This window comes from Streptomyces sp. NPDC002730 (genome assembly GCF_042888805.1).
Lineage (GTDB): Bacteria > Actinomycetota > Actinomycetes > Streptomycetales > Streptomycetaceae > Streptomyces.
The window spans coordinates 291,151-316,557 of sequence record NZ_JBIAQG010000004.1 but is presented as its reverse complement, the minus strand read 5'-3'; the positions used below and the strand labels follow the sequence as shown (position 1 = coordinate 316,557).

Annotated in this window: 19 protein-coding genes; 8 read left to right on the top strand and 11 right to left on the bottom strand. The window is 70.2% G+C overall.

Going from position 1 to position 25,407, the window contains the following annotated elements; all coding sequences use genetic code 11:
- Positions 1-206 precede the first annotated feature (206 nt).
- On the top strand, positions 207-1,643 hold the full coding sequence (locus ACFYXH_RS12590) for a PP2C family protein-serine/threonine phosphatase (protein WP_389562059.1): 1,437 nt from the start codon (positions 207-209) through the stop codon (positions 1,641-1,643).
- Between the two features lie 119 nt (positions 1,644-1,762).
- On the opposite strand, the gene ACFYXH_RS12585 is transcribed toward ACFYXH_RS12590, so the two are convergent.
- The gene (locus ACFYXH_RS12585) at positions 1,763-3,256 is read right to left on the bottom strand and encodes a hypothetical protein (RefSeq protein WP_389562058.1); all 1,494 of its coding nucleotides are present in this window, start codon (positions 3,254-3,256) and stop codon (positions 1,763-1,765) included.
- 233 nt (positions 3,257-3,489) lie between these two features.
- Here ACFYXH_RS12585 and ACFYXH_RS12580 point away from each other — a divergent pair, with 233 nt between their 5' ends.
- The 3 genes from ACFYXH_RS12580 to ACFYXH_RS12570 all read left to right on the top strand — a co-directional run bounded on the left by ACFYXH_RS12580 (position 3,490) and on the right by ACFYXH_RS12570 (position 9,361).
- On the top strand, positions 3,490-4,614 hold the full coding sequence (locus ACFYXH_RS12580; RefSeq protein WP_327321563.1) for an aminoglycoside phosphotransferase family protein: 1,125 nt from the start codon (positions 3,490-3,492) through the stop codon (positions 4,612-4,614).
- 427 nt (positions 4,615-5,041) lie between these two features.
- Positions 5,042-6,967, top strand: coding sequence for an N-acetylmuramoyl-L-alanine amidase (locus ACFYXH_RS12575; RefSeq protein WP_389562057.1), 1,926 nt, complete (start codon positions 5,042-5,044; stop codon positions 6,965-6,967).
- 171 nt (positions 6,968-7,138) lie between these two features.
- Entirely contained in the window at positions 7,139-9,361 is a 2,223-nt protein-coding gene (locus ACFYXH_RS12570; protein ID WP_389562056.1) for a germacradienol/geosmin synthase, read from the top strand.
- Between the two features lie 138 nt (positions 9,362-9,499).
- Here ACFYXH_RS12570 and ACFYXH_RS12565 read toward each other — a convergent pair whose 3' ends face one another.
- The 3 genes from ACFYXH_RS12565 to ACFYXH_RS12555 all read right to left on the bottom strand — a co-directional run bounded on the left by ACFYXH_RS12565 (position 9,500) and on the right by ACFYXH_RS12555 (position 13,477).
- A complete protein-coding gene (locus ACFYXH_RS12565; protein ID WP_327321566.1) occupies positions 9,500-10,000 on the bottom strand; it encodes a hypothetical protein in 501 nt (166 codons plus the stop codon).
- Between the two features lie 67 nt (positions 10,001-10,067).
- Positions 10,068-12,983, bottom strand: a complete 2,916-nt coding sequence (locus ACFYXH_RS12560) for an ATP-binding protein (RefSeq protein ID WP_389562055.1) — start codon at positions 12,981-12,983, stop codon at positions 10,068-10,070.
- Positions 12,984-13,129: 146 nt separating this feature from the next.
- Positions 13,130-13,477: a hypothetical protein gene (locus ACFYXH_RS12555; protein WP_389562054.1), complete on the bottom strand. Its 348-nt coding sequence runs from the start codon at positions 13,475-13,477 to the stop codon at positions 13,130-13,132.
- Between the two features lie 276 nt (positions 13,478-13,753).
- Here ACFYXH_RS12555 and ACFYXH_RS12550 point away from each other — a divergent pair, with 276 nt between their 5' ends.
- Positions 13,754-14,326 (top strand): hypothetical protein, encoded by a 573-nt coding sequence (locus ACFYXH_RS12550; protein WP_389562053.1) that lies wholly within the window; start codon positions 13,754-13,756, stop codon positions 14,324-14,326.
- A 3-nt stretch (positions 14,327-14,329) separates the two neighbouring features.
- On the opposite strand, the gene ACFYXH_RS12545 is transcribed toward ACFYXH_RS12550, so the two are convergent.
- The 5 genes from ACFYXH_RS12545 to ACFYXH_RS12525 all read right to left on the bottom strand — a co-directional run bounded on the left by ACFYXH_RS12545 (position 14,330) and on the right by ACFYXH_RS12525 (position 18,717).
- Positions 14,330-14,560: a DUF397 domain-containing protein gene (locus ACFYXH_RS12545; RefSeq protein ID WP_362685183.1), complete on the bottom strand. Its 231-nt coding sequence runs from the start codon at positions 14,558-14,560 to the stop codon at positions 14,330-14,332.
- Between the two features lie 132 nt (positions 14,561-14,692).
- Positions 14,693-15,874, bottom strand: coding sequence for a thiolase domain-containing protein (locus ACFYXH_RS12540; RefSeq protein ID WP_389562052.1), 1,182 nt, complete (start codon positions 15,872-15,874; stop codon positions 14,693-14,695).
- Positions 15,871-16,923, bottom strand: a complete 1,053-nt coding sequence (locus ACFYXH_RS12535) for a thiolase domain-containing protein (RefSeq protein ID WP_389562051.1) — start codon at positions 16,921-16,923, stop codon at positions 15,871-15,873. The genes ACFYXH_RS12540 and ACFYXH_RS12535 overlap by 4 nt, the downstream gene beginning before the upstream one ends.
- A complete protein-coding gene (locus ACFYXH_RS12530) occupies positions 16,923-17,876 on the bottom strand; it encodes a Zn-ribbon domain-containing OB-fold protein (protein ID WP_389562050.1) in 954 nt (317 codons plus the stop codon). The genes ACFYXH_RS12535 and ACFYXH_RS12530 overlap by 1 nt, the downstream gene beginning before the upstream one ends.
- A 16-nt stretch (positions 17,877-17,892) precedes the next feature.
- On the bottom strand, positions 17,893-18,717 hold the full coding sequence (locus ACFYXH_RS12525; RefSeq protein ID WP_385301050.1) for a crotonase/enoyl-CoA hydratase family protein: 825 nt from the start codon (positions 18,715-18,717) through the stop codon (positions 17,893-17,895).
- Positions 18,718-18,895: 178 nt separating this feature from the next.
- Here ACFYXH_RS12525 and ACFYXH_RS12520 point away from each other — a divergent pair, with 178 nt between their 5' ends.
- Positions 18,896-20,518, top strand: a complete 1,623-nt coding sequence (locus tag ACFYXH_RS12520) for an acyl-CoA synthetase (RefSeq protein WP_389562049.1) — start codon at positions 18,896-18,898, stop codon at positions 20,516-20,518.
- Between the two features lie 52 nt (positions 20,519-20,570).
- Here ACFYXH_RS12520 and ACFYXH_RS12515 read toward each other — a convergent pair whose 3' ends face one another.
- Positions 20,571-21,170 (bottom strand): chorismate mutase, encoded by a 600-nt coding sequence (locus ACFYXH_RS12515; RefSeq protein WP_389562048.1) that lies wholly within the window; start codon positions 21,168-21,170, stop codon positions 20,571-20,573.
- Positions 21,171-21,406: 236 nt separating this feature from the next.
- Between ACFYXH_RS12515 and ACFYXH_RS12510 the strand changes: the two genes are divergently transcribed.
- A complete protein-coding gene (locus ACFYXH_RS12510; RefSeq protein WP_389562047.1) occupies positions 21,407-23,086 on the top strand; it encodes a LuxR C-terminal-related transcriptional regulator in 1,680 nt (559 codons plus the stop codon).
- A 150-nt stretch (positions 23,087-23,236) separates the two neighbouring features.
- Complete coding sequence (locus ACFYXH_RS12505) at positions 23,237-24,622, top strand: FAD-binding oxidoreductase (protein WP_389562046.1); 1,386 nt, start codon at positions 23,237-23,239, stop codon at positions 24,620-24,622.
- An 89-nt stretch (positions 24,623-24,711) separates the two neighbouring features.
- Here ACFYXH_RS12505 and ACFYXH_RS12500 read toward each other — a convergent pair whose 3' ends face one another.
- On the bottom strand, positions 24,712-25,248 hold the full coding sequence (locus tag ACFYXH_RS12500) for a VOC family protein (protein WP_389562045.1): 537 nt from the start codon (positions 25,246-25,248) through the stop codon (positions 24,712-24,714).
- Between the last annotated feature and the right edge of the window lie 159 nt (positions 25,249-25,407).

Genomic DNA, 25,407 nt, shown 5'->3' with positions numbered 1-25,407 from the left:
TCCAGCCTTGCTCGGGCCGGGATACAACGGTGATACAACGGTGTGCGCGGCGGCCCGGGGCAATCGGACGGCCCGTGACATATGACAGAGGCACCACCGTATCGAGTGTTGCCAAATCCCTTACGGGCCCTCGCTCCCTGTGCAACAGTCGTAACAGGTCCACTCATTCGGACCTGGCAGTGGCCGCGCCTGTATCGGAGTACGACATGCCGTCCCATGTGTTCGCGGACCGTCCCGCCCCGCAGCCGCCCGAGCGCGGCACCGTCGACGCGCTGATCTCTCAGACGCGCCGGCTGCGTGGCGACGTGGACGCCGTGCGACGGGACGCCGTGGTGGACGATGGCGACCCGCAGGGGCGGTGGCAGCGGGCCCTGTGCGACCTGGCGGTGCACCATCTCGACGATCTCGGCACCCACCTGGGACAGCTCAAGGAAGGGCTGCCGGAGGAAGCCGTCGACGCCTTCGAGGACGAGCTCGCCGAATACGAGGCGGACCACGCCCAGCGCACCGGTTCGCTGCTCAGCCGCGTCGGCAGCGCCGAGTGGAATCTCCTGACCGACGAGGTCAACTGGTCCGACGAGCTCTACCAGATCCTCGGCCGCTCCCCGGAGAGCGGCCCCATGTCCCTGGACGAACTGCCGGCCATCGTGTTCGCGGAGGACCAGGCGCTGCTGACCGCGCTGGTGACGGACTGCCTCGTCGACGGCCGGCCCATCGACGGCGAGTTCCGCATGGTCCGGGCCGACGGGCGGGTCCGTACGGTGCACATGATGGGCGAGCCCGTACTGGACGCCGACGGCTCCACCGCCTCCATGTGGGCCGTGCTCCGGGACGTGAGCGAGCTGCGCCGCAGCCAGCGCGCGGTGAGTGAGACCCGTGACTCGCTGCAGCGTCGGCAGCACTTCGTACAGACCGAGCGCCGGCTCGCGGTCGAACTGCAGGAAGCTGTGCTTCCGCCCTGGCGCGGTTCCCTGCAGTTCCCGCTCGACGGACCCATCGCGCTGGACGTCTCCGCGCACTATCTGCCGTCCACGAACAGCGCGCTGATCGGCGGCGACTGGTACGACGCGCTCCAACTGCCGGGCGGCGATTCGCTGTTGAGCGTCGGCGACCTCACCGGGCACGGCGTGACCGCGACCTCGACGACGGCGATGCTGCTCGGCGCCCTGCGCGGAATGGCCGTGGCCGGGATCCGGCCCGGGCCGCTGATGGCGCATCTCAATCACCTGCTGGAGACATCGGTCCAGCCCGCCCTGGGCAGTGCGGTGTGCTGCCGCTACAACCCGGCCGGACGGACCCTCACCTGGGCGCAGGCAGGACACCCCGCCCCGCTGCTGTTCCGCAACGGGACGGGGCGTGCGCTGACGCCGCCCGACGGGGTGCTGCTCGGAGCGACGTCCGCCGCCACGTACGAGCAGGCCGAGGTGCAGCTGCTCCCCGGCGATCTGCTGATCCTGCACACCGACGGGCTGACGCGCACGAGCGCTGCCGAGGAGGGCGACACGGACCGGCTGCTCGCGCTGGCACCGCGGTTCAGCGGGGCCCGTGACGCACAGGGGTGCGTACGGACGGTCGTCGAGGAGTTCGGTGAGAACGACCGCGAGCACGACGCCTGTGTGATGGTCGCGAGGATCGGCGCGTAGAACGCGCCTTCCGGCGCTCGGCGGAACTGCTTCCTGGTGGTTGGGCGCGCCTGGATCGCTTGGATCGCCTGAACCGACCCAGGCTGCTGGATCTATGGTGGTTCGCTGGAAGTCGTTCTCTAGATCTCGACGCTCCTCGACCTCTTCGAGGGGCTGTTGGGCAGGGCCAGCTGGATTTCCTCGCGCAGGTCCTGGATCCTCGGGTAGCCCGCGTAGTGCCCTGTCAGCCGGTACATCTCCCGCAGCCTGTCCCACGTCCGGTGCGAGGAGGTCTCCCCCATCGAGACGAGCGCCAACCTGGCGTAACGGTCGGCCTGTTCGGGGTCGTCGGCGATGAAGCACGCCGACGCCAACGAGATGTAGTCGAAGATCTTTGAGCGCTGGCGGCCGCCCTCGCGCAGCTCCAGCGCCTGTTTGGCGTGGTTCTGCGCGGTGTTCGCCGCAGTCGGATCGTGCTCGGCGAGGGTGCGGTACGCCAGTGCCTCCATGCCGTGCAGATCCGCCTCGTCGAACATCTGCATCCAACTGGGGGGCGGTACATCGCCCTTGTCGGATACGAACAGGTCCTCCGCCTCGCCGAGGGTGCGGCGCATGGCCTGACCGCGGCCCATGGAGGCCTGAGCCCAGGCTTCGATGGTGTGCAGCATCGCCTGGGTGCGCGGCAGGGTCTGTTCCCCGGAGCCGGACTTGGCGAGCTTCATCAGGTCCAGGGCGTCGTCAGGACGGCCCAGGTGGACCATCTGGCGGGCGGCCCTGGAGAGCGCTTCGCCGGCGCGCGGGCGGTCGCCGCCCTCGCGTGCCGCGTGGGCGGCGATGACGAAGTACTTCTGGGCGGTGGGTTCGAGGCCGACGTCGTGGGACATCCAGCCGGCGAGTACGGCAAGGTTGGCGGCAACGCCCCACAGGCGCCGCTGGAGATGGTCGGGGTGTCGGTAGGCGAGCATGCCGCCCACTTCGTTGAGCTGTCCCACAACGGCCTTGCGCTGGAGCCCGCCGCCACGGGCGGCGTCCCAGGCACGGAACACTTCGACGGAACGCTCCAGTGCCTCGATCTCCTGCGACCCGATGGGGGCGGCCTCATAGCGGTCGAACCCAGCGGGGTCGGCGTGCAGGGGACTGTCGATACGGGGTGCGTCCTGAGCGAGTGCGGGGTCGGTGTGCAGCCAGTCGTGCATGGCGCTGCTGAGTGCGGAGCCTGCGGCGAGCGCGGCGCCCGCGCCCACCAGGCCGCGTCGGTTGAGCATGAGGTCCATTCCCGTGAATTCGGTGAGGACCGCCGCCGTCCGTTCCGGCGCCCACGGAAGGCCGTCAGGGTTGTCAGCTCCCTGGACGTCCCGCCGTCTACCCGCTCGCCCGATCCGTACGAACCCGAGGTCCTCGATGGTCACGACACGACCGAGTCGCTCGGTGAACAGAGCTGCCAGCACTCTCGGCACGGGATCGCGCGGGGACTCCCCCATGTCGATCCAACGCCGCACGCGCGAGGTGTCGGTCGCCAGCTGAGGGTGGCCCATGGCCGCCGCCTGCCGGTTCACGAGTCTCGCGAGCTCCCCCTTCGACCAGCCGGCCAGGCCGAACAAGTCGTAGAGGCGGGTGTTGGGTTCTCCGGTCACGTCAAGCCCCCAGGTTCTCGGCTGAGTTGACAGTAACCCCCTGTCAGATGCCTGGCGACTATTCGCCAGGGTTCGCCAGGGTGCGCCAGATGGTGTGCCACCCGCGACCGGGTGTCACGTAGGAACGCGCCACCTCGGCCCGGCAGCCGGACGCATTCCCCAGGGTGCCGATCGGTTGCCGGGGCGGGGCCGCGTACGCAACTTGTCGGCACGCGAAGGGATCTGTAACCCGCATGTACACAGCATCGTCCTCCGTGTCCGCTCCGCCCCGGCCGCAGCGCTCCTCCGCTGTCCCGGCCGGCACCGGACCGTATCTCGACCCCACTCACGCCGGTCGGGTTCAACGGCCGGCGGGGATGGTCAGCCAACCCCTCAGCGGGAGAATCGACTTGTCCGGCCCTCAGGGCGCGCAGCTGCGGATGGCGATCGCGGCGGTGCACCGGATCTGCCCGGAGTTCAATCCGGTTCAGGTGCTGCGCCGGAGCGGACGTTCCGTACTGCTCGTCGGAACCACAGGACGCACCACGGCCGTTGCCAAATGCTTACTGGACCACTCGCCCGTCTGGGCCGAGCGGTTCCGTTACGAAATAGCTGCCTATCGCGCCTTCGTCCGGCACCGCCCACCGGTGCGGGCCCCGCGGCTGATCGCCGCGGATCCCGACAACTGCACACTGGTGATCGAGCGGATGCCGGGCCGGGCGGCGGCCCTTGCACGGCACCCGGCCGAGGCTCCGCCCCGTGCCGATGTACGGGCCGCCCTCGGCGCGATCGCCCGCCTCAACGCCTGGCGGCCGCCGGCCGGGATGTTCGACGCCCCGCTCGACTACGCGCCCCGGATCTCGCGCTATCACGAGCTGGGCCTGTTCACCGACCGTGACCTCGGCGATCTGCAGAAACTCCTGCACGGTCTCGCGCACGCGGGCGGACGGCAGGGGATGGGGCAGTTCTGTCACGGCGATGCGCTGCTCTCCAACATCCTGCTGTCGCCTGCGGGTCCCGTGCTGGTCGACTGGGAGCACGCCGGCTGGTATCTGCCCGGCTACGACCTGGCGACGCTGTGGTCGGTGCTGGGTGATGCACCGGTAGCGCGTCGGCAGATCAGTCAGCTGGCACAGCAGGCGGGAACGGCTGCGCGGGACGCGTTCCTGGTGAATCTGATGCTGGTGCTGACACGGGAGATCCGTACCTACGAGACGGCTGTGCAGCGGACGATGCGCGAAGCGGCACCTGCGGGTGCCGGTCATGTGCCGCCCGGTGGACTGTCGGCCGGTGAGGAACAGCGGCTGCTGCTGCGGCGGCTGCACGATGACTGCGCGCTGGCACGGCGGGCTGTGCGCGCTGCGGTCGGCACCCGCTGACCGGCCACCACAAGGGGGAAGTGCGCTACGCGCCCAGTGCCGACACACTGGGTGCGTAGCGCACTGTGCTGCTCGGGTGGTTGTGGAACGTGGCCGGACGGTGTGGCAATCGTCAGGTGTCTGCCCGACGGGCGAGCGCGCGGCGGCTCTCGTAACCCCCACGCCGGGATGGTCGAACTCTCCTTCCGTATACGGATATTGGTCCAGGCCACTGACGCCCCGCAGGCCCGCGACCCCTCACCGCGAAACTCCGCGGCACCCGCGCTGACGTGCGAAATCCTTGCGGCTGAGCATGATTGACGGATCGTCCGGGAGCCGATACCCCTGTAGTCGGGTCCGAGCCCGCAGGCCCGTCGCGCACCATCCGTCCCTGGAGGCTGCCTTGCAAGGATCCGCCCCCGCACGACCGAGAGGCGCCCGTCGCCGCATGCTGAGGGCAGGGGGCGCGGTGGCCTCCGCCGCCCTGCTGCTGCCACTGGTCTCGGCCGGACCGTCCGCCACGGCGGAGCGGCCCTCGTCCGGCGCGCTGCAGCACGACTTCGCCGCGGCGGCCGCCCAGTACGGTGTGCCGCAGAGCGTGCTGCTGGGAGTTTCCTATCTGCAGTCCCGCTGGGATACGCACGGCGGTGCGGCGAGTGTCACCGGCGGTTACGGTCCGATGCATCTGACCGACGCCAGGACGGCGCTCGCCGAGGCGCCGCACCATTCGCACGGCACTGAGGACGCGCGCGGCGACGACGCGCGTCCGGCCCGGACGGTCACCGAGGCCGCTCTGCCCAAGGCGTCCGAACTCCCGGCCCGGCTGCGGACCTTGGACCGTGCGGTCGAGCTCTCCGGGATCTCCGCCGAGCAGCTGCGCGACAGTCCGGCCGCCAATGTGCGCGGCGGTGCGGCTCTGCTCGCCGACGCGCAGAAGAAGCTGGGCCTGCCGTTGAGCGGGAACCCTGCCGACTGGTTCGGCGCGGTGGCGCGGTTCTCCGGCGCGGACGACACTGCGACCGCCACGACGTACGCCAACGATGTCTTCGACGTGATCCGCACGGGCCAGACGCGCGTCACCGACAGCGGGCAGCGGGTCGCGCTCGCGGCCGACCCGGCCACGGCGCCCGACCCTGCGCAGGCGGCCCGGCTCGGGCTGCGCACGGCTGACGCGAAGAAGACCGAGTGCCCTCGGACGGTGGCCTGCGAGTGGATCCCCGCGCCGTACGAGGAGTTCGGCGACGGCGACTACGGCAACCACGACCTGGCGGACCGGCCCGCGTCCCAGTCGGTGAAGTACATCGTCATCCATGACACCGAGGGCTCCTGGGACACCACTCTGAAGCTGGTGCAGGACCCGACGTATGTCTCCTGGCAGTACACCCTGCGCTCCTCGGACGGGCACGTCGCCCAGCACGTGCCGCTCAAGGACGTGGCCTGGCACGCCGGCAACTGGTACGTGAACGCCAAGTCGGTGGGCCTGGAGCACGAGGGCTTCCTGGTTTCGCCGGACGCCTGGTACACGGAGGCGATGTACCGCTCATCCGCCCGGCTGGTGAGGTATCTGTCGAAGCGGTACGACATCCCGCTGGACCGCCGGCACATCCTCGGCCACGACAATGTGCCGGGCACGACCGCCGCGACCATCCGTGGGATGCACACCGACCCGGGCCCGTACTGGGACTGGTCCCACTACTTCCAGCTGCTCGGCAACCCCTTCAGGCGGACCGCCGGACCGGCGAGTGGTGTGGTGACCATCCGCCCCGACTACCTGAGCAACCAGCCGGTGTACACGGGCTGCGTGAAGGCCGGACAGGCGTGTGTGCCGCACGGGTCGGGCGCGGTCCGGCTGCACATCGCGCCCGCCGAGGACGCCCCGCTCGTCAAGGACATCGGTCTGCGTCCGGACGGACAGGACTCCACGATCGACGTCAATGACACCGGCGCCCGTGCCTCGACCGGCCAGCAGTACGCGGTCGCCGGGCGCCAGGGCGACTGGACGGCGATCTGGTACCTGGGCCAGCAGGCCTGGTTCCACAACCCGCGCAAGCAGCCGACGGCGGTCGGCGCCCGGGGCTGGGTGCTCACGCCGAAGGAGGGCGTGGCGGAGATTCCGGTGTACGGACGGGCCTATCCGGAGCCGACGGCGTACCCCACCGATGTGCCCGTGCAGCCGATCTCCCCGCTGCCGTACAAGCTTCTCACCGGCCAGCGGTACGTGGTCGGTGACCGGACTTTGGGCGAGTACCTGTACGCGACGACGTTCGACACCGCCGGGCACCGGGTGGTGCGCGGCACGGAGGCGTACTACGAGATCCAGTTCGGGCACCGGGTCGCCTTTGTGAAGGCGTCCGACGTGCGCGTACTGAAGTAGCCGCGGTGCGCCACCGTTCGTGGGGTCCGGTGGCGCACCGTCCTCTCTTCTGCGGGCTTGTGTGACTAATTGCCGTGGAGCGTGGGCCGTACGGGCGACGGGTAGGGCTGGGCCGTCCACCTCCGGGCCGCGCTCTCGCGCGCGGATGCTCACCGAAAGGCCCTGGCGCACATGGCACAGCCCTTCGTACTGCCGGACTTCTACGTTCCGTACCCGGCGCGGCTCAATCCGCATCTCGAGGCGGCACGACGGCACACCAAGGAGTGGGCGCATCGGATGACGATGCTGGAGGGTTCCGGCATCTGGGAGGAGAGCGACCTCGACGGGCACGACTACGCCCTGCTGTGCTCGTACACCCATCCCGACTGCGACGCCGACGCGCTCTCCCTGGTGACCGACTGGTATGTGTGGGTCTTCTTCTTCGACGACCACTTCCTGGAGATCTTCAAGCGCAGCCAGGACCGCGACGGTGGGAAGGCATATCTGGACCGGCTGCCGGCCTTCATGCCGATGGATCTTTCGGCGGGTACGCCCGAACCCACCAACCCGGTCGAGGCGGGTCTCGCCGATCTGTGGGCGCGGACCGTGCCCAGCATGTCCGACGGCTGGCGGGTCCGGTTCGCCGAGGCCACCGAGAATCTGCTGAACGAATCCCTCTGGGAACTGTCCAACATCAACGAGGGGCGCATCGCCAACCCCGTCGAGTACATCGAGATGCGCCGCAAGGTGGGTGGCGCTCCCTGGTCGGCATGTCTAGTGGAGTACGTGGCGCGGGCCGAGGTCCCGGAGTCCGTCGCGGACTCCCGGCCGCTGCGGGTCCTGCGGGACGCCTTCTCGGACGGTGTGCATCTGCGCAACGACCTCTTCTCGTACCAGCGCGAGGTCGAGGCCGAGGGCGAGAACAGCAATGGCGTACTGGTACTGGAGACCTTTCTGGGCTGTACGACCCAGGAGGCGGCCGGGGCGGTCAATGATCTGCTGACCTCACGGCTGCAGCAGTTCGAGAACACCTTCTTCACCGAACTGGGGCCGCTCTGCGCCGAGAAGGGCCTCGATCCGGCGGGGACCGCCGCTGTGCTGGCCTATGTGAAGGGTCTGCAGGACTGGCAGTCCGGCGGCCATGAGTGGCACATGCGCTCCAGCCGCTATATGAACGAGGACGCACACACCGGCCCAGGGCTCCCGGGGGGCGCCTTCGGGATGGCCGCGGCTTCCATCCGGCTCACTCCGCGCGCGGAGGCCGCCCGGTGGCGCAGCCTCACCCATCTGCCGCACCAGCGGGTGGGGCCGTCCCAACTGCCGGAATTCCTTATGCCGTTCAAGACGACGCTCAGTCCTCATCTGGAGGGCTCACGGGTCCGGACGGTCGAGTGGGCCCGTCGGATGGGCATGCTGGAGGCTCAGCCGGGGCTGCCCGGTTCGCACGTCTGGGACGAGCGGAAGGTGGCGGGCTTCGACTTCCCGCTCTGCGCGGCGGGGATCCACCCGGAAGCGACGCCCGAAGAGCTCGATCTGTCGTCGGCGTGGCTGACCTGGGGCACGTACGGGGACGATCTCTTCCCCGCGGGGTACGGACGCTCCCGCGATCTGGCCGGTGCGCGGGCCGCCAACGAGCGGCTGTCGTTGTTCATGCCGGTGGACGGCTCACCGGCACCGGAGCCCTCCAGCGCGATGGAACGCGGTCTGGACGATCTGTGGCAGCGCACGGCGGGCCCGATGTCGGCGAAGGACCGCCGCACCTTCCGCGCGTCTGTGGAGATCATGACGGCGTCCTGGCTGTGGGAGCTGGCCAATCAGGCACAGCACCGCATCCCGGATCCGGTGGACTACATCGAGATGCGACGTCACACCTTCGGCGCCGAGATGACGACGAGGCTGTGCCGGATCCGGCACGGCGAACGGGTGCCCGAGGAGATCTATCTCAGCGGTCCCGTCCGCTCGCTGGAGAACGCCGCCATGGACCAGGCCACGCTCGTCAACGATCTCTTCTCTTACCAGAAGGAGATCGAGTACGAGGGCGAGGTGCACAACGCGGTCCTGGTCGTGCAGAACTTCTTCGGCGTCGACTACCCGACGGGAGTGTCGATCGTCGCCGATCTGATGAACTCGCGGATGCGGCAGTTCCAGCACGTCGCCGCGCACGAGCTGCCCCAGCTCTACGACGACCGCGGCCTGGACGACGAGACCCGGGAGATCCTGGACGGCTATGTCCACGAGCTGGAGAACTGGATGTCCGGGATCCTGACCTGGCACCGCTGCTGCAGGCGCTATCGCGAGGAGGATCTGCGGGCCGGACATGCCGTTCCGTGGCGGCTGAACGGCCCCTCCGGACCGGGCACTTCGGCGGCCCGTGCCCTGACGCTGTTCGCCCGGATGCCTGCCGTCAGGACGTAGCGCGTACAGCACAGAGCGGGGTCGGAACACAGCATGGCCAGAACACGGCACCGTCAGAACACAGCACCGGCCGTTGCGGCCCATCGTGCGGACGATCGCGGCGGGCCGTGCCGCCGGACCGGGGGCGGCCTGGGGTTCTCAGCCCTGCTGGAACAGCTCCGCGGGCAGTGGCTTGAGCAGTGCGTACAGATCGTCCGTGATCGGCCGGTCCCAGCTGGCGATGGTGACCAGGACATTGTCGCTGCGGTCGAACTGGACGCAGGAGATACGGCTTTCGGAGAGCTTGAGACGCCGCACGATCAGCAGGTTGTCGCCCTGCATCACCGGCATGTCCTCGACGTCCACCACATCGACGGGCTCGTCGTTCTCCAGCGCGAGCAGCAGCTGCGCCACCTCGAAGGGGATCTCGCCCTCTTCGATGTCGCGGGCCGGCGAGCCCTCCGGCAGATTGCCGATGATCATCGCGGGGCCGCGCCCGCCGAACAGGTCGTACCGCAGGAAGACGCCCTGGCAGGTGCCGTCGGGAGCGGGAAGAAGCCCGGCGCCGAGATTGCCGGGCCAGTCCCCCGGGTCCATGGCCAGGACATCGAAGTCCGGGCCCGCGGGGGTGGCGGCGCTGCGGCGGCGGAGGAAGGACATACCGCCATGGTACGTGTCCGGGCGGGCCCGGCCGAGCCGGGGCCCGGTGCCTCTTGGACGCCGTCTGTCACCGTGCACGAGAGCCGTCCAGGGTGTCGGCGAGAGTGTCGCCGAGGGCCTCCGCCAGGCCCGCCGCATCGGTGCCCACCTTGCGGTAGACGGCGGAGAGCAACCTGGTCACGGCCTGCTCGTCAACGTGGAGGGTGGCCGCCACGGCGGCGGTGTCGCGTCCCTTGACCGTCAGCACGGCCGCGGTCCGTTCGCGGGCGGTGAGGGCGTCGGTCTCGATGGCACGCAGCTGCCGCGGCCGCAACCCGGCGGCGGCGAGTTCGTCACGGGCCGTGTCCGCGAGCCCGTCCGCGCCACACTGCCCGGCCGCATCGAGACCCCGGTAGAGGTGCTCGGCGGCTTCCTGCGGACGACCGGTACGGCGCAGGTGCGTACCGAGGTCGACGAGGGCGCGGGCCAGTTCATACGCGGCGGGTGAGCGCTCCAGCCGGAACACGGCCTCTTCGAGGAGGGCGGTGCGTTCGGTGCCGCCGGAGACTTCGGCGGCGACGCGCAGCGCCTGGCCGATCGCCGAGGCCGTGGCGAACCTGCGGGCGCGGTCCACCGCTTCGAGGGCGGTCTCCTGGGCACGTTCCGGAGCGTCGTGCGCCTCCGCGAGGGCGAGGTGGAGCTGCCAGGGGCACCAGGCGGGGTTGCGCATTCCACGCGGGTCGAGCCGTCGGCCGGCCGCGGCGAGTTCCACGGCCGCCTCCTTCGGGCGGCCGCAGGCGAGCAGCAGTTCGCCGTACACGGTCTGGGAGTCGGGGAAGGTCACAGCCGCGGGAAAGGGTTCGCCGAAGCCGTGGTCCTGTGCGACCCGTACGGCCTCGTCGGTACGTCCTCGGGCGAGCAGGATCTCGACGAGCGTGCCGAGCGCATACCACTCGACGGGTGTACGGGGACCAACCCGTTCGGCGAGCCGCAGCCCGGCCCGTACGAAGTCCTCCGCCTCCGCCAAACGTCCGCGCCGGAAGCGGATGTAGGCGAGGAGGGTGTACGCAAACGAGAGGTGCGCGCCGCGCCAGCCCTGGCGTTCGAACTCCGCGGTGCCGACCGCGAACAACTCCTCGGCACGGCCCGGGCGGTCGGCGTAGAGAAAGGTGAGGGCGACCAGGACGGGAACTTCGAAGCCGCGGTCCTCGGCGGCCCAGCCCAGTCCGCCGTCGAGGGCGCGTTCGGCGTGGCGGAGGGCGACGGAGGCGGGTTCGGCGCGCAGCATGGCGTCCCAGCCGCGGAGGCCGATGATGTAGCGCTCGGTGAGGTCTCGTCCGGTGAGCCGGTCGGCGAGGCGGGCCAGCCGCCTGGAGCGGGCGGGCGAGTCGGGCTCGTCGGCGCGGAAGGCGTCCCACATGAACTTCTCTGCCTGCATACGCAGCCGGGCGCGCGGGTCGGTGGTGAGGCGGGCTTCGCGGGCCAGGGTGTCGGAGGCTTCGCCGAGACGGTCGCTGTGGGCGAGGACCTGGGAGAGGCGGTAGACGATGCCCTGGCGCAGGGCGGGGTCGGCGATGGGCTCTTCGAGGGCCGCTCGCAGATGGTTGACGGTGGTGGCGGGTTCGGTGAGCAGGGAGGCGCAGCCGAGTTCGTACAGGACGGCGGCCCGGTCCTCGAAGGGCGGGGGTTCGCGCAGGGCGCGGGCGAGATGGCGGCGGGCGGCGTCGGGGGCTCCGGCGCGCAGGGTCTCGCGGGCGGCCCGGCGCAGATGGTGGACGACCCAGGGGTCGCCTTCGGGGTGGGTCTCCATGAGGTGCCGGGCTGCTGCGGTGGAGCCGAGTCCGGCGTCGACGACGGACCAGGCGGCCTGGCCGTGCAGGGCGACACGCACGGCATCGGGGATGGCGCGGTAGACGGCGGTGGCGATCAGAGGGTGGACGAATTCGAGGGTGTCGGAGCCGGTGAGGATGCGGGCGTCGCGCAGCCGGTCGGCGGCGTCGGCGGCCGTTTCGCTGCCGAGGCCCGCGACGGCGGCGGCGAGGGCGGGCGGGATTTCGGTGCCGAGTACGGCGCCGGCCCAGGCGAGACGCACGGTGGAGGTGCCGAGGCGCTCCAGGCGGGTGACGAGTCCGCTGCCTTTGACGGCGGCGGCGAGGTCGCGCAGGAGGTGGGCGCCGGCCTCGTTGGGTTCGAGTCCCCCGTCGTGGACTTTGGCCGTGAGTTCGACGGCTTCAAAGGGGTTGCCCGCGGTGACGGCCCAGCATTCGCGGCAGAACGCGTCGTCGGCGTGGGCGCCGAGCCGGTCACGTACGAGCCGGCCGACGGCCGGTGCCGTGAGGGGTTCGAGGTCGATGGGACGGTGTCCGGCCCGGCCGGGGAGTCCGCGGAACTGCTGGGCGTGGTCGGGGAGTTCCTCGGGTCGGTAGGCGACGACGAGCAGCATCGGCAGTTCTTCGGCGCGCGGCGCGAAGGCGGCGAGCCAGCTCAGCGACTCCGGGTCGGCCCAGTGTGCGTCGTCGAGGACGAGGACGAGCGGGGCGCGCTGAACGGCGAGATGCGTGAGGACCCAGTCGAGGCCGTCGCGCAGACCCTGCGGGTCGGGCGGGGCGCCCGCCTCCGCGGTGCACAGGCCGAGTGCGGGGCCGACGATGGCGTACCAACTCCCCAGCCGCAGTCGGAGTGCGGTGTCGGAGGAGCCGGCGAGCTGCGGCTGGATGAGCTGGCGTGCGACATGGAAGGCGACGCGCTGTTCCTGGTCGCCGCCGCGCGCGGAGAGCACGGTGCAGCCCTTTGCGGCAGCGCGGCGGCGGACCTCGGTCAGGAGGGTCGTCTTACCGAGGCCCGCGTGGCCCGCAAAGGCGAGCAGTGCGCCACGCGGGCGCTCGGGAAGTTCCGCGTCGTCCGGATGGAGGCCGACCAGCTCGCTCAATGCTTCGTCAACAGCGGCCAGTTCGGCTTCGCGCTCGAAGAGCCGACGCCTGTTTCTGCCGGCGCGTCGCGTCATGGTGCACCCCCACGGCCGGGGCGTGCGTCCGGCGCGGCAAGGGGGCTGCCGGACGTACGTCCTCGAGGCACCTCAGAGTACGCCCGCGAGGCCGTGCGCGGACCGGCCTTGCAAAACGCGGTTGTGCGGAGTACTCCGCCGGCCCGTCAGGCCGAGGTCTGGGTGGGGCCGAGCCCGGTGGCGACAGACCCGTTGATCTTCTCTATGGCCTGCCGGGCGTGCTCACCGGGTGTGCGAGCCGTGAGGGACGACACCGAGGAGGGTGCACCGTGCTGAGTCCGCTCCGGTGCGGGTCGCGCGTGGGTTGCCGACCGCGTACGCAGCCGATGGCTGGCAGCCTCGTCGAGACTCACCGGACGTTGCATCTGAGCAGCCAGCCGGCCGGCCTCCTGCCCCAGCGCCGCAACGTCCTCCCACTGCAGACGGACCACCAGGCGGAGTTCGGCCTCACCGTCCGGGAGAGCTTGGAGAGGAGGATTGACGGGCTCATTCATGGGCTGATCCCTCACAGTCTCGGAACGGATTCCTCGCGGGAAAGCTGCGCACCCCGGTTTCCGGTGCGCGCAGAGAGATACGGGAAACTCCCTCATCATGTTCAAATCCCGGTGCGCATGTCGCGAGCTGCGGCGCCGAACCCGTCGGCGGGCCTGGGCAGTCCCGGCCGAGCGGCCCGCGCGGTCATGGCGAAACAGCAGCGCCGCACTGAAGCAGTACGGACCGCACAAGTATCGTCGGGATGCTCGACACCGGACCACGGGGGGAATCGCGGAATGACGAACGACGATGTGCTGGCGGTGTGCCGCAGCAACTGGGAGTACCGGGGCCTCGACGAGGCCTCCGTACGGGAGTTGCTCAAAAATCTCGCCAAGGAACTCGCGGACGCCGAGGCGGCCGGGCGCACCCCGAAGGACGTCGTCGGCCAGGACATCACGGCGTTCGCCGCGTCCCGGGCCCGGGCCCACCGCCCGCTGCCGTACCGGCTGCTGCGGATGGCCGCGACGGTTTCCTTCGTTCTCGGCGTGGTGCTGCTGCTCGGGCACCTGCTCCGGTGGAGCACGGTGCTGCCCGTGCTCCCCAGCCGTATCGCCTTCTACGCCGCCGTCGCGGCGGTCACCGTCGCCTGGGAGCTGCGCCGCGGCAGCCTCGGCATACGCAAGGGCTGGCTGCTCGCCTTCGTGGTCGGCCTGCCGGTCATGGTGATCACCGACCGGCTGGCCGGCGACGAGCCGCTGTTCGACCTGCCTCTGTGGGGCACGCTTGTGCTGTTGCTGCCCGGTCTGCCGTACGCCGTCGTCGACGCCCGCGCAAAGAGGACGGAGAGGGCGGCTCAGACGGTCACATGACCGTCACGTGAGGTCGAACTCCCCGTCGCGGGCGTTGATGACGAAGGCGCGCCACTCGGCCGGGCTGAAGATCAGCGACGGGCTCTCCGGCCGGCCACCGTTGCGCATGGCAATGAATCCCTCGACGAAGGCGATCTGGACGTCCCCCGTTCCCTGGCTGCTCGACTGCCAGTCGGCATTGCTGAGGTCGAGTTCGGGCTTGTCCCAGCCCGAAAACATCTGCGTGGTGGTCATGCTCTCGGCCACGTCCGTGCTCCTCCCGGTTCGTCGTCCGGGCCTCAGACTAGCGACCGTCTCCGGTCACGGACAGGCCACGGAAGAAGGACCGCGGCCTGTCCGACGTGACGCGCCGCCGCAGGGGGACGGTCATGTCGTGGGCGGTTCGGCGCCGACCAGCCACATGGAGAAGAACTGTGCTCCGCCGCCGTAGGCGTGTCCCAGTGCTTTACGGGCTCCCTCGACCTGGTGCTCGCCGGCCCGGCCGCGCACCTGGAGGGCTGCCTCGGCGAAACGGATCATGCCGGAGGCACCGATGGGGTTGGTGGACAGCACCCCGCCCGACGGGTTGACGGGCAGATCGCCATCGAGTTCGGTGACGCCGGACTCGGTGAGTTTCCAGCCCTCGCCCTCAGCGGCGAAGCCCAGGTTCTCCAGCCACATCGGCTCGTACCAGGAGAAGGGGACGTACATCTCGACGGCGTCGATCTCACGGCGCGGGTCGGCGATCCCTGCCTGCCGGTAGACATCGGCCGCGCAGTCCTTGCCGGCCTGCGGCGACACGAAGTCCTTGCCCGCGAACATCGTGGGTTCGCTGCGCATCGCGCCGCCGTGCATCCACGCGGGCGGCCGCGGTGAACGGGCCGCGCCCGCGCGATCGGTGAGGATCATCGCGCACGCGCCGTCGGAGGACGGGCAGGTCTCGGAGTAGCGGATCGGGTCCCAGAGCATCGGGGACGCCTGGACCTTCTCCAGCGTGATGTCGTGCTCATGGAGATGGGCGTACGGATTCTTCAGGGCGTTGCGGCGGTCCTTGTACGCGACGAGGGAGCCGACCGTGTCGGGGGCACCGGTGCGGCGCATGTACGCCCGTACGTGCGGGGCGAAGAAGCCGCCCGCGCCCGCCAGCAGCGGCTGCTGGAAGGGGATCGGCAGGGACAGGCCCCACATGGCGTTGGACTCGGACTGCTTCTCGAAGGCGAGGGTGAGCACGGTGCTGTGCACGCGGGAGGCCACCAGGTTGGACGCGACGAGCGCGGTGGAGCCGCCGACCGAGCCCGCGGTGTGGACGCGCAGCATGGGCTTGCCGACCGCACCGAGCGCATCGGCGAGATAGAGCTCCGGCATCATCAGGCCCTCGAAGAAGTCGGGGGCCTTGCCGATGACGACGGCGTCGATGTCCGCCCAGGTCAGCTGGGCGTCATCCAGGGCCTGCCGGGCCGCTTCGCGTACGAGACCGGCGATGGAGACGTCCCGGCGGGCGGCGACGTGCTTGGTCTGACCGATACCGACGACGGCCACGCACTCTTTGGATGTCGCAGCCTTGCTCATGACTCTCCCTCGAGTACGGCGACCAGGTTCTGCTGGAGGCAGGGGCCGGAGGTGGCGTGGGCGAGCGCCCGGTCGGACTCGCCGCGGTGAATACCGGCGGCGGCCTCGCCGAGGCGGATGAGGCCCGCGGCCATGACCGGGTTGGCGGCGAGCGCTCCGCCGGACGGGTTGACCCTCACGCTGTCGTTGAGCTTGAGGGTGCGGCGCAGGACGACTTCCTGGGAGCTGAAGGGGGCATGCAGCTCGGCGGTGTCCACCGGCCGTTCGAAGGCTCCGGCGTGTTCGGCGGCGATGCGGGTGGACGGCGAGTCGGTGAGGTCGCGTACGCCGAGGCTGTGCGGCTCGATGCGGTGGTCCATGCCGCGGATCCAGGCGGGGCGCTCGCACAGCCCGCGGGCCCGGTCCCCGGCCGCGAGGATCACCGCGGCCGCGCCGTCGCCGATGGGCGGGCAGTCCCCGGTCCGCAACGGCCGGACGAGGTACTCGCCCGACGGAACCGGACCCTTCAGTTGAGCGTGCGGGTTGTCCGAGGCGTCGGTGCGGCTGCGGGCCGCGACGGCGGCGAGCGCGGGCTCGTCCGCCGCGCCGGCGTCGATCAGCGCCTGTGCCTGGAGTGCGGCGAGCGCGATCGAGTCGGGCCAGAGCGGCGCGACGTAGTACGGGTCGAGCTGGCGGGTCAGTACATCGCGCACCTCGCCCGGTGAGGACTTGCCGTAGGCGTAGACGAGGGCGGTGTCCGCCTCGCCGGTGAGGATCTTCACCCAGGCCTCGTAGAGCGCCCAGGCGCCGTCCATCTCCACATGGGACTCCGAGATCGGCGGCCAGGCGCCGACGCCGTCGAGGGCCATGGTGAAGGAGAAGGCCCGGCCGGCGAGATAGTCGGTGGAGCCGGAGCAGGTGAAGCCGATGTCGCTGGTCTGCAGTCCGGTCTGCCGCAGCACGTCGTGCAGCACCGGCATCACCATCTCGACCTCGGAGAGCTCGTCGGTGCGCCGCAGCGTGTCCGTCTGCGCGAAGGCGACGATGGCCACGTCCCTGGCGTATCGCATCAGAGCAGCTCCTTGTACTGGTCGTAGTCGGCGTCCGGCTCGCCGGTGGGCCGGTAGTGGTCGGGGTGGCGGCTGCTTGACGTCCACACCGGTTCGACGCGCAGGCCCATGCGCACCTGGTCGTACGGGATGCCGCCGATGCGTCCGTGCAGGGCGAGGTCGGCGCCGTCGAGGGCGATGTGCGCGTAGACGTACGGCACTTCGATGTCGAGATTCGCCGTATGCGCAGCCTTGATGTTGACGATGCAGTAGGTGGTGACGGTGCCGCTCGGCCCGACCTCGACCTGCTCGGTGGTGGCGACGCCGCAGGTGGGGCAGGCGCCACGGGGCGGGACGTACACCTTCCGGCAGGACGGGCAGCGCTCGCCGACGGTCCTGCGTCCCGCGAGGGCGTTGATGTAGCCGGACTGGGCGCGGCCCGGCGAGTAGGTGTAGTCGAGCCGGGCGGGAGTCACGATGGCGGTGACCGCGTCGTCGAACACGCCGCTGTGCCCGGTGACGTGAGCGGCCGGCTCGCTGTCGGCCGGCTCGAAGCAGGCGATGTCGGTGATGGCTCCGGTGCGCTCCTCGGCCCAGCGGATACGGACGCGCATTCCGCTGCGCATGTCGTCGGGGCCCGGTGCGTCGAGGACATGGAGGAGCGAGGTGTCGGCGCCGTCGAGCTTCACCAGCACCCAGGCGAAGGGCGTCATCAGCGGTTGGCCGCGGCGCGGGCTGGGGTTCCAGGCCCAGGTGGTGACGGTTCCGGTGGCGCCGACCTCGACCAGATCGCGGATCTCCTCGGCGGTGGCGGGGTCGTACTCGACGGGTGGTACGAGGACCTTGCCGTCACTGGTCCGCACGCCGAGTACGGTGCGCTCGCGCAGTCCGGTGAGGAAGGCGCTCTGTACGGGGCCGAGGGAGCGGGTGAACGGGAACTCGACGACCAGCGGTGCACTGAGGAGCTCGGGCATCTGGCATCTCCCTCGGTCAGGCGCGCCGGAAGACCGGCGGGCGCTTCTCGGCGAAGGCGCGGGAGCCTTCCTTGGCGTCGGCGGTGTCGAAAATCGGCCAGCCGCGTTTCAGCTCGGCGGCCAGGCCCTCGGTCTCGGTCAGCTCGGCGGTCTCGTAGACCGACGCCTTCACGGCCTCGACGGCGAGCGGTCCGCAGGCGTTGATCTGCTCGGCGATGGCGAGGGCCTTCTCCAGCGCCGTGCCGTCGGGGACGACATGGCCGATGAGCCCGATCCGCTGCGCTTCTTGCGCGCTGTACGGGCGGCCGGTGAGCAGCATTTCCAGGGCGTGTGTCCGTGGGATCTGGCGCTGAAGCCGTACGGTCGAGCCACCGATCGGGAAGAGGCCCCGCTTGACCTCGAAGAGACCGAAGGTGGCGCTCTCGCCCGCGACCCGGATGTCGGTGCCCTGAAGGATCTCGGTGCCGCCGGCGACGCAGTACCCCTCGACGGCGGCGATCACCGGTTTACGGGGACGGTGGTGGCGCAGCATCGCCTTCCAGTGCAGATCCGGGTCGGCGTTCATCCGGTCCCGGTAGTGCTCTCCTTCCATCCCCTTGCCCGCGAGGGCCTTCAGATCCATGCCGGCGCAGAAGGAGCCGCCCGCACCCGTCAGCACGATGGAGCGGATCGCGTCGTCCTCGTCCGCCTCCAGCCAGCCGTCGTGCAGCCCGACCAGCATCGGCATCGAGAGCGCGTTCTTCGCCTCGGGCCTGTTCAAGGTGAGCACCAGCGTGGCGCCTTCGCGCTGCACGGTGAGGTGTTCGGTACCACCGTGTTCGGTACCACCGTGTTGTCCCATGTGCAGACCTCCCGTCTCAAGACCTAGAACAGGTTGCAGTAGGCCGGGGCCCAGTTCAATAGTTTTCTGACAGACAGTCAGATTTCTTCTGCGGCACCCCTTCCCAGTTGTGCCGACCGGCGCTCTAATGACCGCCGAGCCGAAGTTCGCCGGGTGTCGCCGGGGGTCAGGAGGAACGGTGGAGTACAACCTTGCCGACCTGTTCGAATCGGTCGTCGATGTGGTGCCGGACCGCGAGGCGCTCGTGTACATCGACCATCCCGGTACGGGCGCCGAGCGCAGGCTCAGCTACGCGGAACTCGACGCGGCGGCCAATCGCGTCGCACACCATCTGATCGATGCGGGCATCGAGCCCGGCGAGCATCTCGGCCTGCATCTCTACAACGGCATCGAGTATCTGCAGACCGTGCTCGGCTGCCTCAAGGCACGGATCGTGCCGGTCAACGTCAACTACCGGTATGTGGAGGAGGAGTTGGTCTACCTCTACCGCGACGCCGATCTCGCCGCGCTCGTCTTCGACGCGGAGTTCACCGAACGGGTCGCGGCCACGTTCCCGCAGACGCGGAAACTGAGGCATCTGGTGCGCGTGGGTACGCCGCCGGACGACGCGCCGCGGCTGTCCGCCGTCGCCTTCACGGAGGCCGAGGCTGCCGCCTCACCCGAGCGCGGCTTTGGGGCACGCTCCGCCGACGACCAGTTCATCATCTACACCGGCGGCACCACCGGTATGCCCAAGGGCGTGATGTGGCGCCAGGAGGACCTGTTCTTCGCCGGGCTCGGCGGCGGCGCACCGACGGGCGAGCCGGTTGGCGCACCCGAGGAGCTCGCCGAGCGGGTGGCCGCGGGCGGCGACGGCATCACCTTCTTCCCCACTCCGCCGCTGATGCACGGCACTTCCACCCTCACCGCGTTCATCGCCTTCAACTTCGGCCAACGGATCGTCATCCACCGCAAGTTCGTGCCGGAAGAAGTGCTCCGCACGATCGAGAAGGAGAAGGTCACCAGCGTGTCGCTGGTCGGCGACGCGATGCTGCGGCCGTTGATCGACGCGCTGTCCGGGCCGCTCAAGGGCACCGACTGCTCCTCGGTGTTCAGCGTCTCGAGCTCCGGGGCGATCATGTCCGATACGGTGCGTGCGCAGTTCACCGCGCTGGTGCCGCATGTGATGCTGCTGAACAACTTCGGCTCGTCGGAGTCCGGCTTCAACGGCACCGCAACCGACGACTCAGGACCGGAGAAGGGCTTCAGACTGCGGGTCAACGCCCGTACGGCGGTGGTCGACCCGGCCACGTACGAACCGGTGAAGCCGGGCGAGCCGGGCCGCGTCGCCCAGCGCGGACACGTCCCGCTCGGCTACTACAACGACCCGGAGAAGACCGCCGAGACCTTCTTCCAGCGCGGCAACGAGCGGTGGGTGCTGCTCGGCGACATGGCGACGGTCGACGAGGAGGGCGTCGTCACCGTTCTCGGCCGCGGCTCGCAGTGCATCAACACCGGTGGCGAGAAGGTGTATCCGGAGGAGGTCGAGCAGGCGCTCAAGTCGCATCCGGACGTGTACGACGCGTTGGTCGCCGGGGTGCCGGACACCAGGTGGGGCAACCATGTGGCGGCCGTGGTGCAGGTCCGCGACGGCGCGCTCACACCGACGCTGGACGACATCCAGTCGCACTGCCGCACCCGGCTCGCCGGCTACAAGATCCCGCGGCAGCTGGTGATCGCACCGGAGATACAGCGTTCGCCGAGCGGCAAGGCGGACTACCGCTGGGCCCGGACGGTGGCGGTGGAGTCGGCCGCGCAATGACCTTCCGGCCCGCCGTCGCTCGCCCGGGGCTGCCGGACGCGCGAACCCAGGGTCAGTCGCCGCAGACGGAACGCAGTGAGCGGGCCAGCGCGATCGAATGGAGCGCGTCGAGCTGCCGCTCGTGCCGTACGTGTGCTGCCGAGGCGATCAGCTGGCCGTCGCAGTACGGAGCCGGCCGGGCCGAGGCGGAATCGGCGATGCTCCGGACGAGAGCGGCATTGATGCGGTTGATCTCCTTGCGTACCTCCGCGAGGTCGGGCCGTTCCGTCGGGGCCCGCGAAGAATCCGCGTCCCAGCGGTGGAACAGGGCTCGTTGGACAAGCTTGTTGGCCTCGATCTGGTCACGGAAGATCCGTACCGTCGCCTCGGGGTCGGCACCGAGATCGCGGGCCTGCTGCGCCACGCCGTCGAGGACCTGCTTCTCCCGGGCCGGGTCGTCGATGGGGCTGCCTGTGCCGTATTTGGCCGCGGCGACCAGATCGGCGGTGGTGAGCCGCTGCGCGGAGAGATCAGCGATCGTGTGCAGGCCTGCGTACGAGTTGGAACCTGCAGCGGCCGCAGGGACCGAGGCCGACGGCTGAGGCGCGGCCGGGGCGGCGGAGGCCGTGCCCGCTCCCGTGAGCAGCACGGTCATGGCGGCACCCGCGGCCATCAAACACCTTATGGACATACTCAGTTGCACGCGCTCCCCTTCTCGGATCGATGCATCGGCGTTGATCGTACGAGGCGGGGCCGGCTGCCGGAGCAGGCGCGCGCAAAGGTGCCCCGGCGTGCCGAAGCCGGGGCCCTCAATCGATGCGGCATATCTGCCGCGCCCACCGGAGCCGCTCGCTCCTATTCTGGTGAGGGGGCGGTCCGGCTCGCGGAGAGCGGGAAGGGAGCCGCCGCGTGGCTGAGCAGATCACCGGTACCGATCGAGCGATCAAGCAGGCGAGGGACGCCGCCGCCCGCGAGGCGTGGGCCGACGTGTATGGCGCCCTGCGCGACCTCGACCCCGGCCGCATGGCCCCCGACGATCTCGCCGTACTCGCCGACGCCGCCTGGTGGACCAGCCGCGTCGAGGAATCGATCGCAGCCAGGATCAAGGCCTACTCCGGCTACGTGGCGGCGGGCACCGCACGGCAGGCCGGATTCACCGCATGGATGCTCTTCTACGAGTATCAGCTGGCGGGGCGAACAGCCGCGGCCGCGGGCTGGCTGAGCCGGGCGCGGCAGCACCTCAGAGGCGAGCCCGAGTGCGTCGAGCACTGCTATCTCGCCTGGGTCGAGTCGGAGGAGGCAAAGCAGCGTGGCGCGTTCGACGAGGCCATGGCCTGTGCCCGCCGCATGGGCGGTATCGCGCAGCGCTGCGGCAGCCCGGATCTCCTCGCCATGAGCACCCAGGCGCAGGCGGGCGTGCTGCTGGCGCAGGGACGGATCGCCGACGGGCTCGCACTGCTCGATGACGCCATGTGCTCGACCATGGCGGGCGAGCTCAGCTCGTTGTTCACCGGGTGGATCTACTGCCTGGGCCTTCAGCAGTGCATGTACTCCGCCGACCTGGAACGGGCCGTCGAGTGGACCGACGCGGCAATGGCCTGGTGTGCGTCGATGCCCGAGGAGAACAACTTCCGGGGTCTGTGCCGGGTGCACCGGGTGGAGGTGCTCGAGCTGTGCGGTGACTGGCCCCAGGCCGAAACCGAGGCCGCCCTGACCTGCAGAGAGCTGCTGCCCTACGAGGGCCGGACGGCTGCGGAGGCGTTCTACCTGGCCGGAGGTATCCATCGTCGGCGCGGCGACCTGGCCGCGGCCGAGGCATCGTACGCCCGCGCGCACGAGCTCGGCCGTGACCCGCAGCCGGGCCTCGCGCTGCTGCGCCTGGCCCAGGGCAAGGCCGACTCCTCCGCCGCAGCCCTGCGGCTGGCGCTGGCGGACGAGGACGGTGGCAATGGGCGGCCCGACCGTCTCGGGCGCTGCCGGCTGCTCGCGGGCCAGGTCGAGGTCTCGCTCGCCCTCAGACAGTTCGACCAGGCCCGTGCGGCGGCGGACGAACTGGAGTCCATCGCGCGCGAGTGGCAGCAGCGGCGCCAGTCCACGACCACCATGCTGCATGCGATCGCCGCGGCGGCGGGCGGTGCGGTGGCATTCGCCGACCGTGACCTCGAACGTGCGCTTCCCCTTCTGCGCCGGTCGCTGTCGCTGTGGCTGGAACTGGGCGTCCCGTACGAGGCGGCTCAGGTCCGGATGACCCTGGCCGCCGCCGACCGGGCCGCGGGCGACGACGAGAGTGCCCGGCTGGAGCTGCGGGCCGCACGGGCAGCCTTCGAACGGCTGGGCGCCACGCCGGACGCGCGTCGGGCGGCGGCCCTGCTCAGCAGCGTGTACCACCGGCAGCCGGGCGAGCTCACCGAGCGGGAGATCCAGGTGCTGCGGCTGGTCGCCGCGGGCGGGACGAACCGCTCCGTCGCCGCAGAACTGTTGATCAGCGAGCACACCGTCGCCCGGCACCTCAACAACATCTTCGCCAAGCTCGACGTGTCCTCACGGGCCGCGGCCACGGCGTACGCATACACGCACGGCCTCGCGTGATCCCGCGTACCCGCTCCGGGTACGTATGGGCTGTTCTGCCCATGCCCGCTCCGGCGAAATGAGCGGTTCCGACGATGAGTACCGCCCGACCGCGTGCCTACAACGGTCCTGTACCCGTTTCCCCGAAGTCGCGGAAAGCCGGTGGCGATCATGACCACCCACACATCAGCACTGGACGTGCAGCTGTTGGAGCGGCTGCGCGGAGCCGTGCACGGCGACATCGTCGAACCCGGCGACCCCGGCTATGACGACGCCCGCAAGGTCTACAACGCCATGCACGACAAGCGGCCGGCGATCATCGTCAGGGCCGTCGACGCGGGCGATGTCATCGCCACCGTCGACTTCGCTCGCGAGCAGCGGCTGCCGCTTGCGGTTCGCGGCGGCAGCCACAGCGTCCCCGGCTACGGGACCTGCGACGACGGTGTCGTACTCGACCTGGGACGGATGCGCGGTACTCGAGTCGATGCCGAGGCACGTACGGCAAGGGCCGAGGGCGGCTGCACCTGGGCCGACGTCAACCACGCCACCCACGCCTTCGGTCTGGCCACCACGGGCGGGATCGTCTCCACCACCGGCGTCGGCGGTCTGACCACGGGCGGGGGCATGGGCTATCTGGCCCGCCGCTGTGGCCTGGCCTGCGACAACCTGATCTCGGTCGACGTGATCACGGCCGACGGATCCTTCCTGACCTGCACGGAGGAGCACAACGCCGACCTGATGTGGGCGGTGCGCGGTGGCGGCGGAAACTTCGGAGTCGTCACGTCCTTCGCGTACCGGCTGCACCCCGTGGCCGACATCCTCGGCGGGCCGACGTTCTATCCGCTCGACGGCGACGTGATCCGCCGGTACCGGGAGCTGATCGCCGACTCCGACGAGGAGCTCGGCGCCTTGCTCGTCGTCGGGCTGGGCCCGCCGCTCCCGTTCCTGCCCGAGCGCTGGCACGGGCGGCCGCTCTGCGGGGTGATCACCTGCTGGACCGGGCCGGAAGACCAGGACGACCAGGTCCGTGCCCGTCTCGCCGGGCTCGGACCGGTGGTGGGGCAGCACGTGGGGCGCATGCCCTACCCAGTGATCAACACCCTCTTCGACGAACTGGTGCCCGCGGGTCTCTTCCACTACTGGAAGGGCACCTTCAGCCGGGGCCTGCCGGACGGGGCCATCGACGCATACGTCGAGCACGGCGCCACGACCCCCTCCATCCAGAGCGCGACGGTGGTGTTCCCCATCGACGGCGCCTGCCACAGGATCGGACCCGAGGAGACCGCGTTCTCCTACCGGGACGTCGACTTCTCAACCGCGCTCAGCCCGACCCTCACCACCCGCGAAGACTGCGAGGTGCAGAAGGACTGGGTACGCGGCTTCTTCACGGCGCTCCAGCCGTACTCCGCGGAGGGCGGCTACGTGAACTTCATGGACCACGACGACCAGGACCGCGTCCGGACCAACTACCGGCAGAACTACGACCGTCTGACGGCGATCAAACGGCGCTACGACCCGGGCAACCTGTTCCGCTTGAACCACAACATCGCGCCCTGACAAGCGACCGCAGCCCGCCACGGGCGGACATCGCATCGCCCGCCTCCGGACCGCTCCGTACGGGTCCTGATCCGAGCCGGCCCTCGGCGTCAGCTCTCGTCGTCGGCCGGGCCGAGGATGCGCTCGCCGTTGAAGACGCCGAGCTGCTCCCGGAACAGCTCCAGCGGCACGCCGTTGGGGTCGCGGATGTACAGGCTGTCCTCGACCCCGCGGTCGGGGCCGAGATACTCGATGCCCGCCCCGTCCATCGCCTCGCGGGCCGCGTCGTACTGCGCCGCGCTCACCGACAGGGCGAGATGCTGCACCCCGCCGATGGTCTCCTTGAGGGGCGGGTGTGCGTGGCCGGGGAAGTCGAAGAAGCCCAGCAGATTGCCGTGGCCGATGTCGAAGAAGAAATGGGTGGAGCCGCGGTAGTCGCGGTTCTCCACGATCTCGACCAGCGGGAAGCCCAGGAACTCCTGGTAGAAGCGGATGGTCTTCTCGACGTCGCGACAGATGAAGGCCACGTGGTGGATGCCGCGGGCGGTGGTCGGGGGCCGGTCGGTGATCGGGCGCAGATAGCGCTGCCGCAGCTTCTCCCTGCGGGCGAGTACGGCGTCGAGCTCGGCGCCCTCGGGCTGAGGCATCATGGTCTCCTTCTCGGCGGTTGTTTGCGGGTTTCAACTACTACCCCGGCATCTTCCCCCTCACCAGCGGCTCACCGCGACAGGAAGCCGACAACCGTCCGTACGCACCAGTCCGGATCGTCGAGCCGGGGGAAGTGGCCGCCACCCGGCTGAACGACG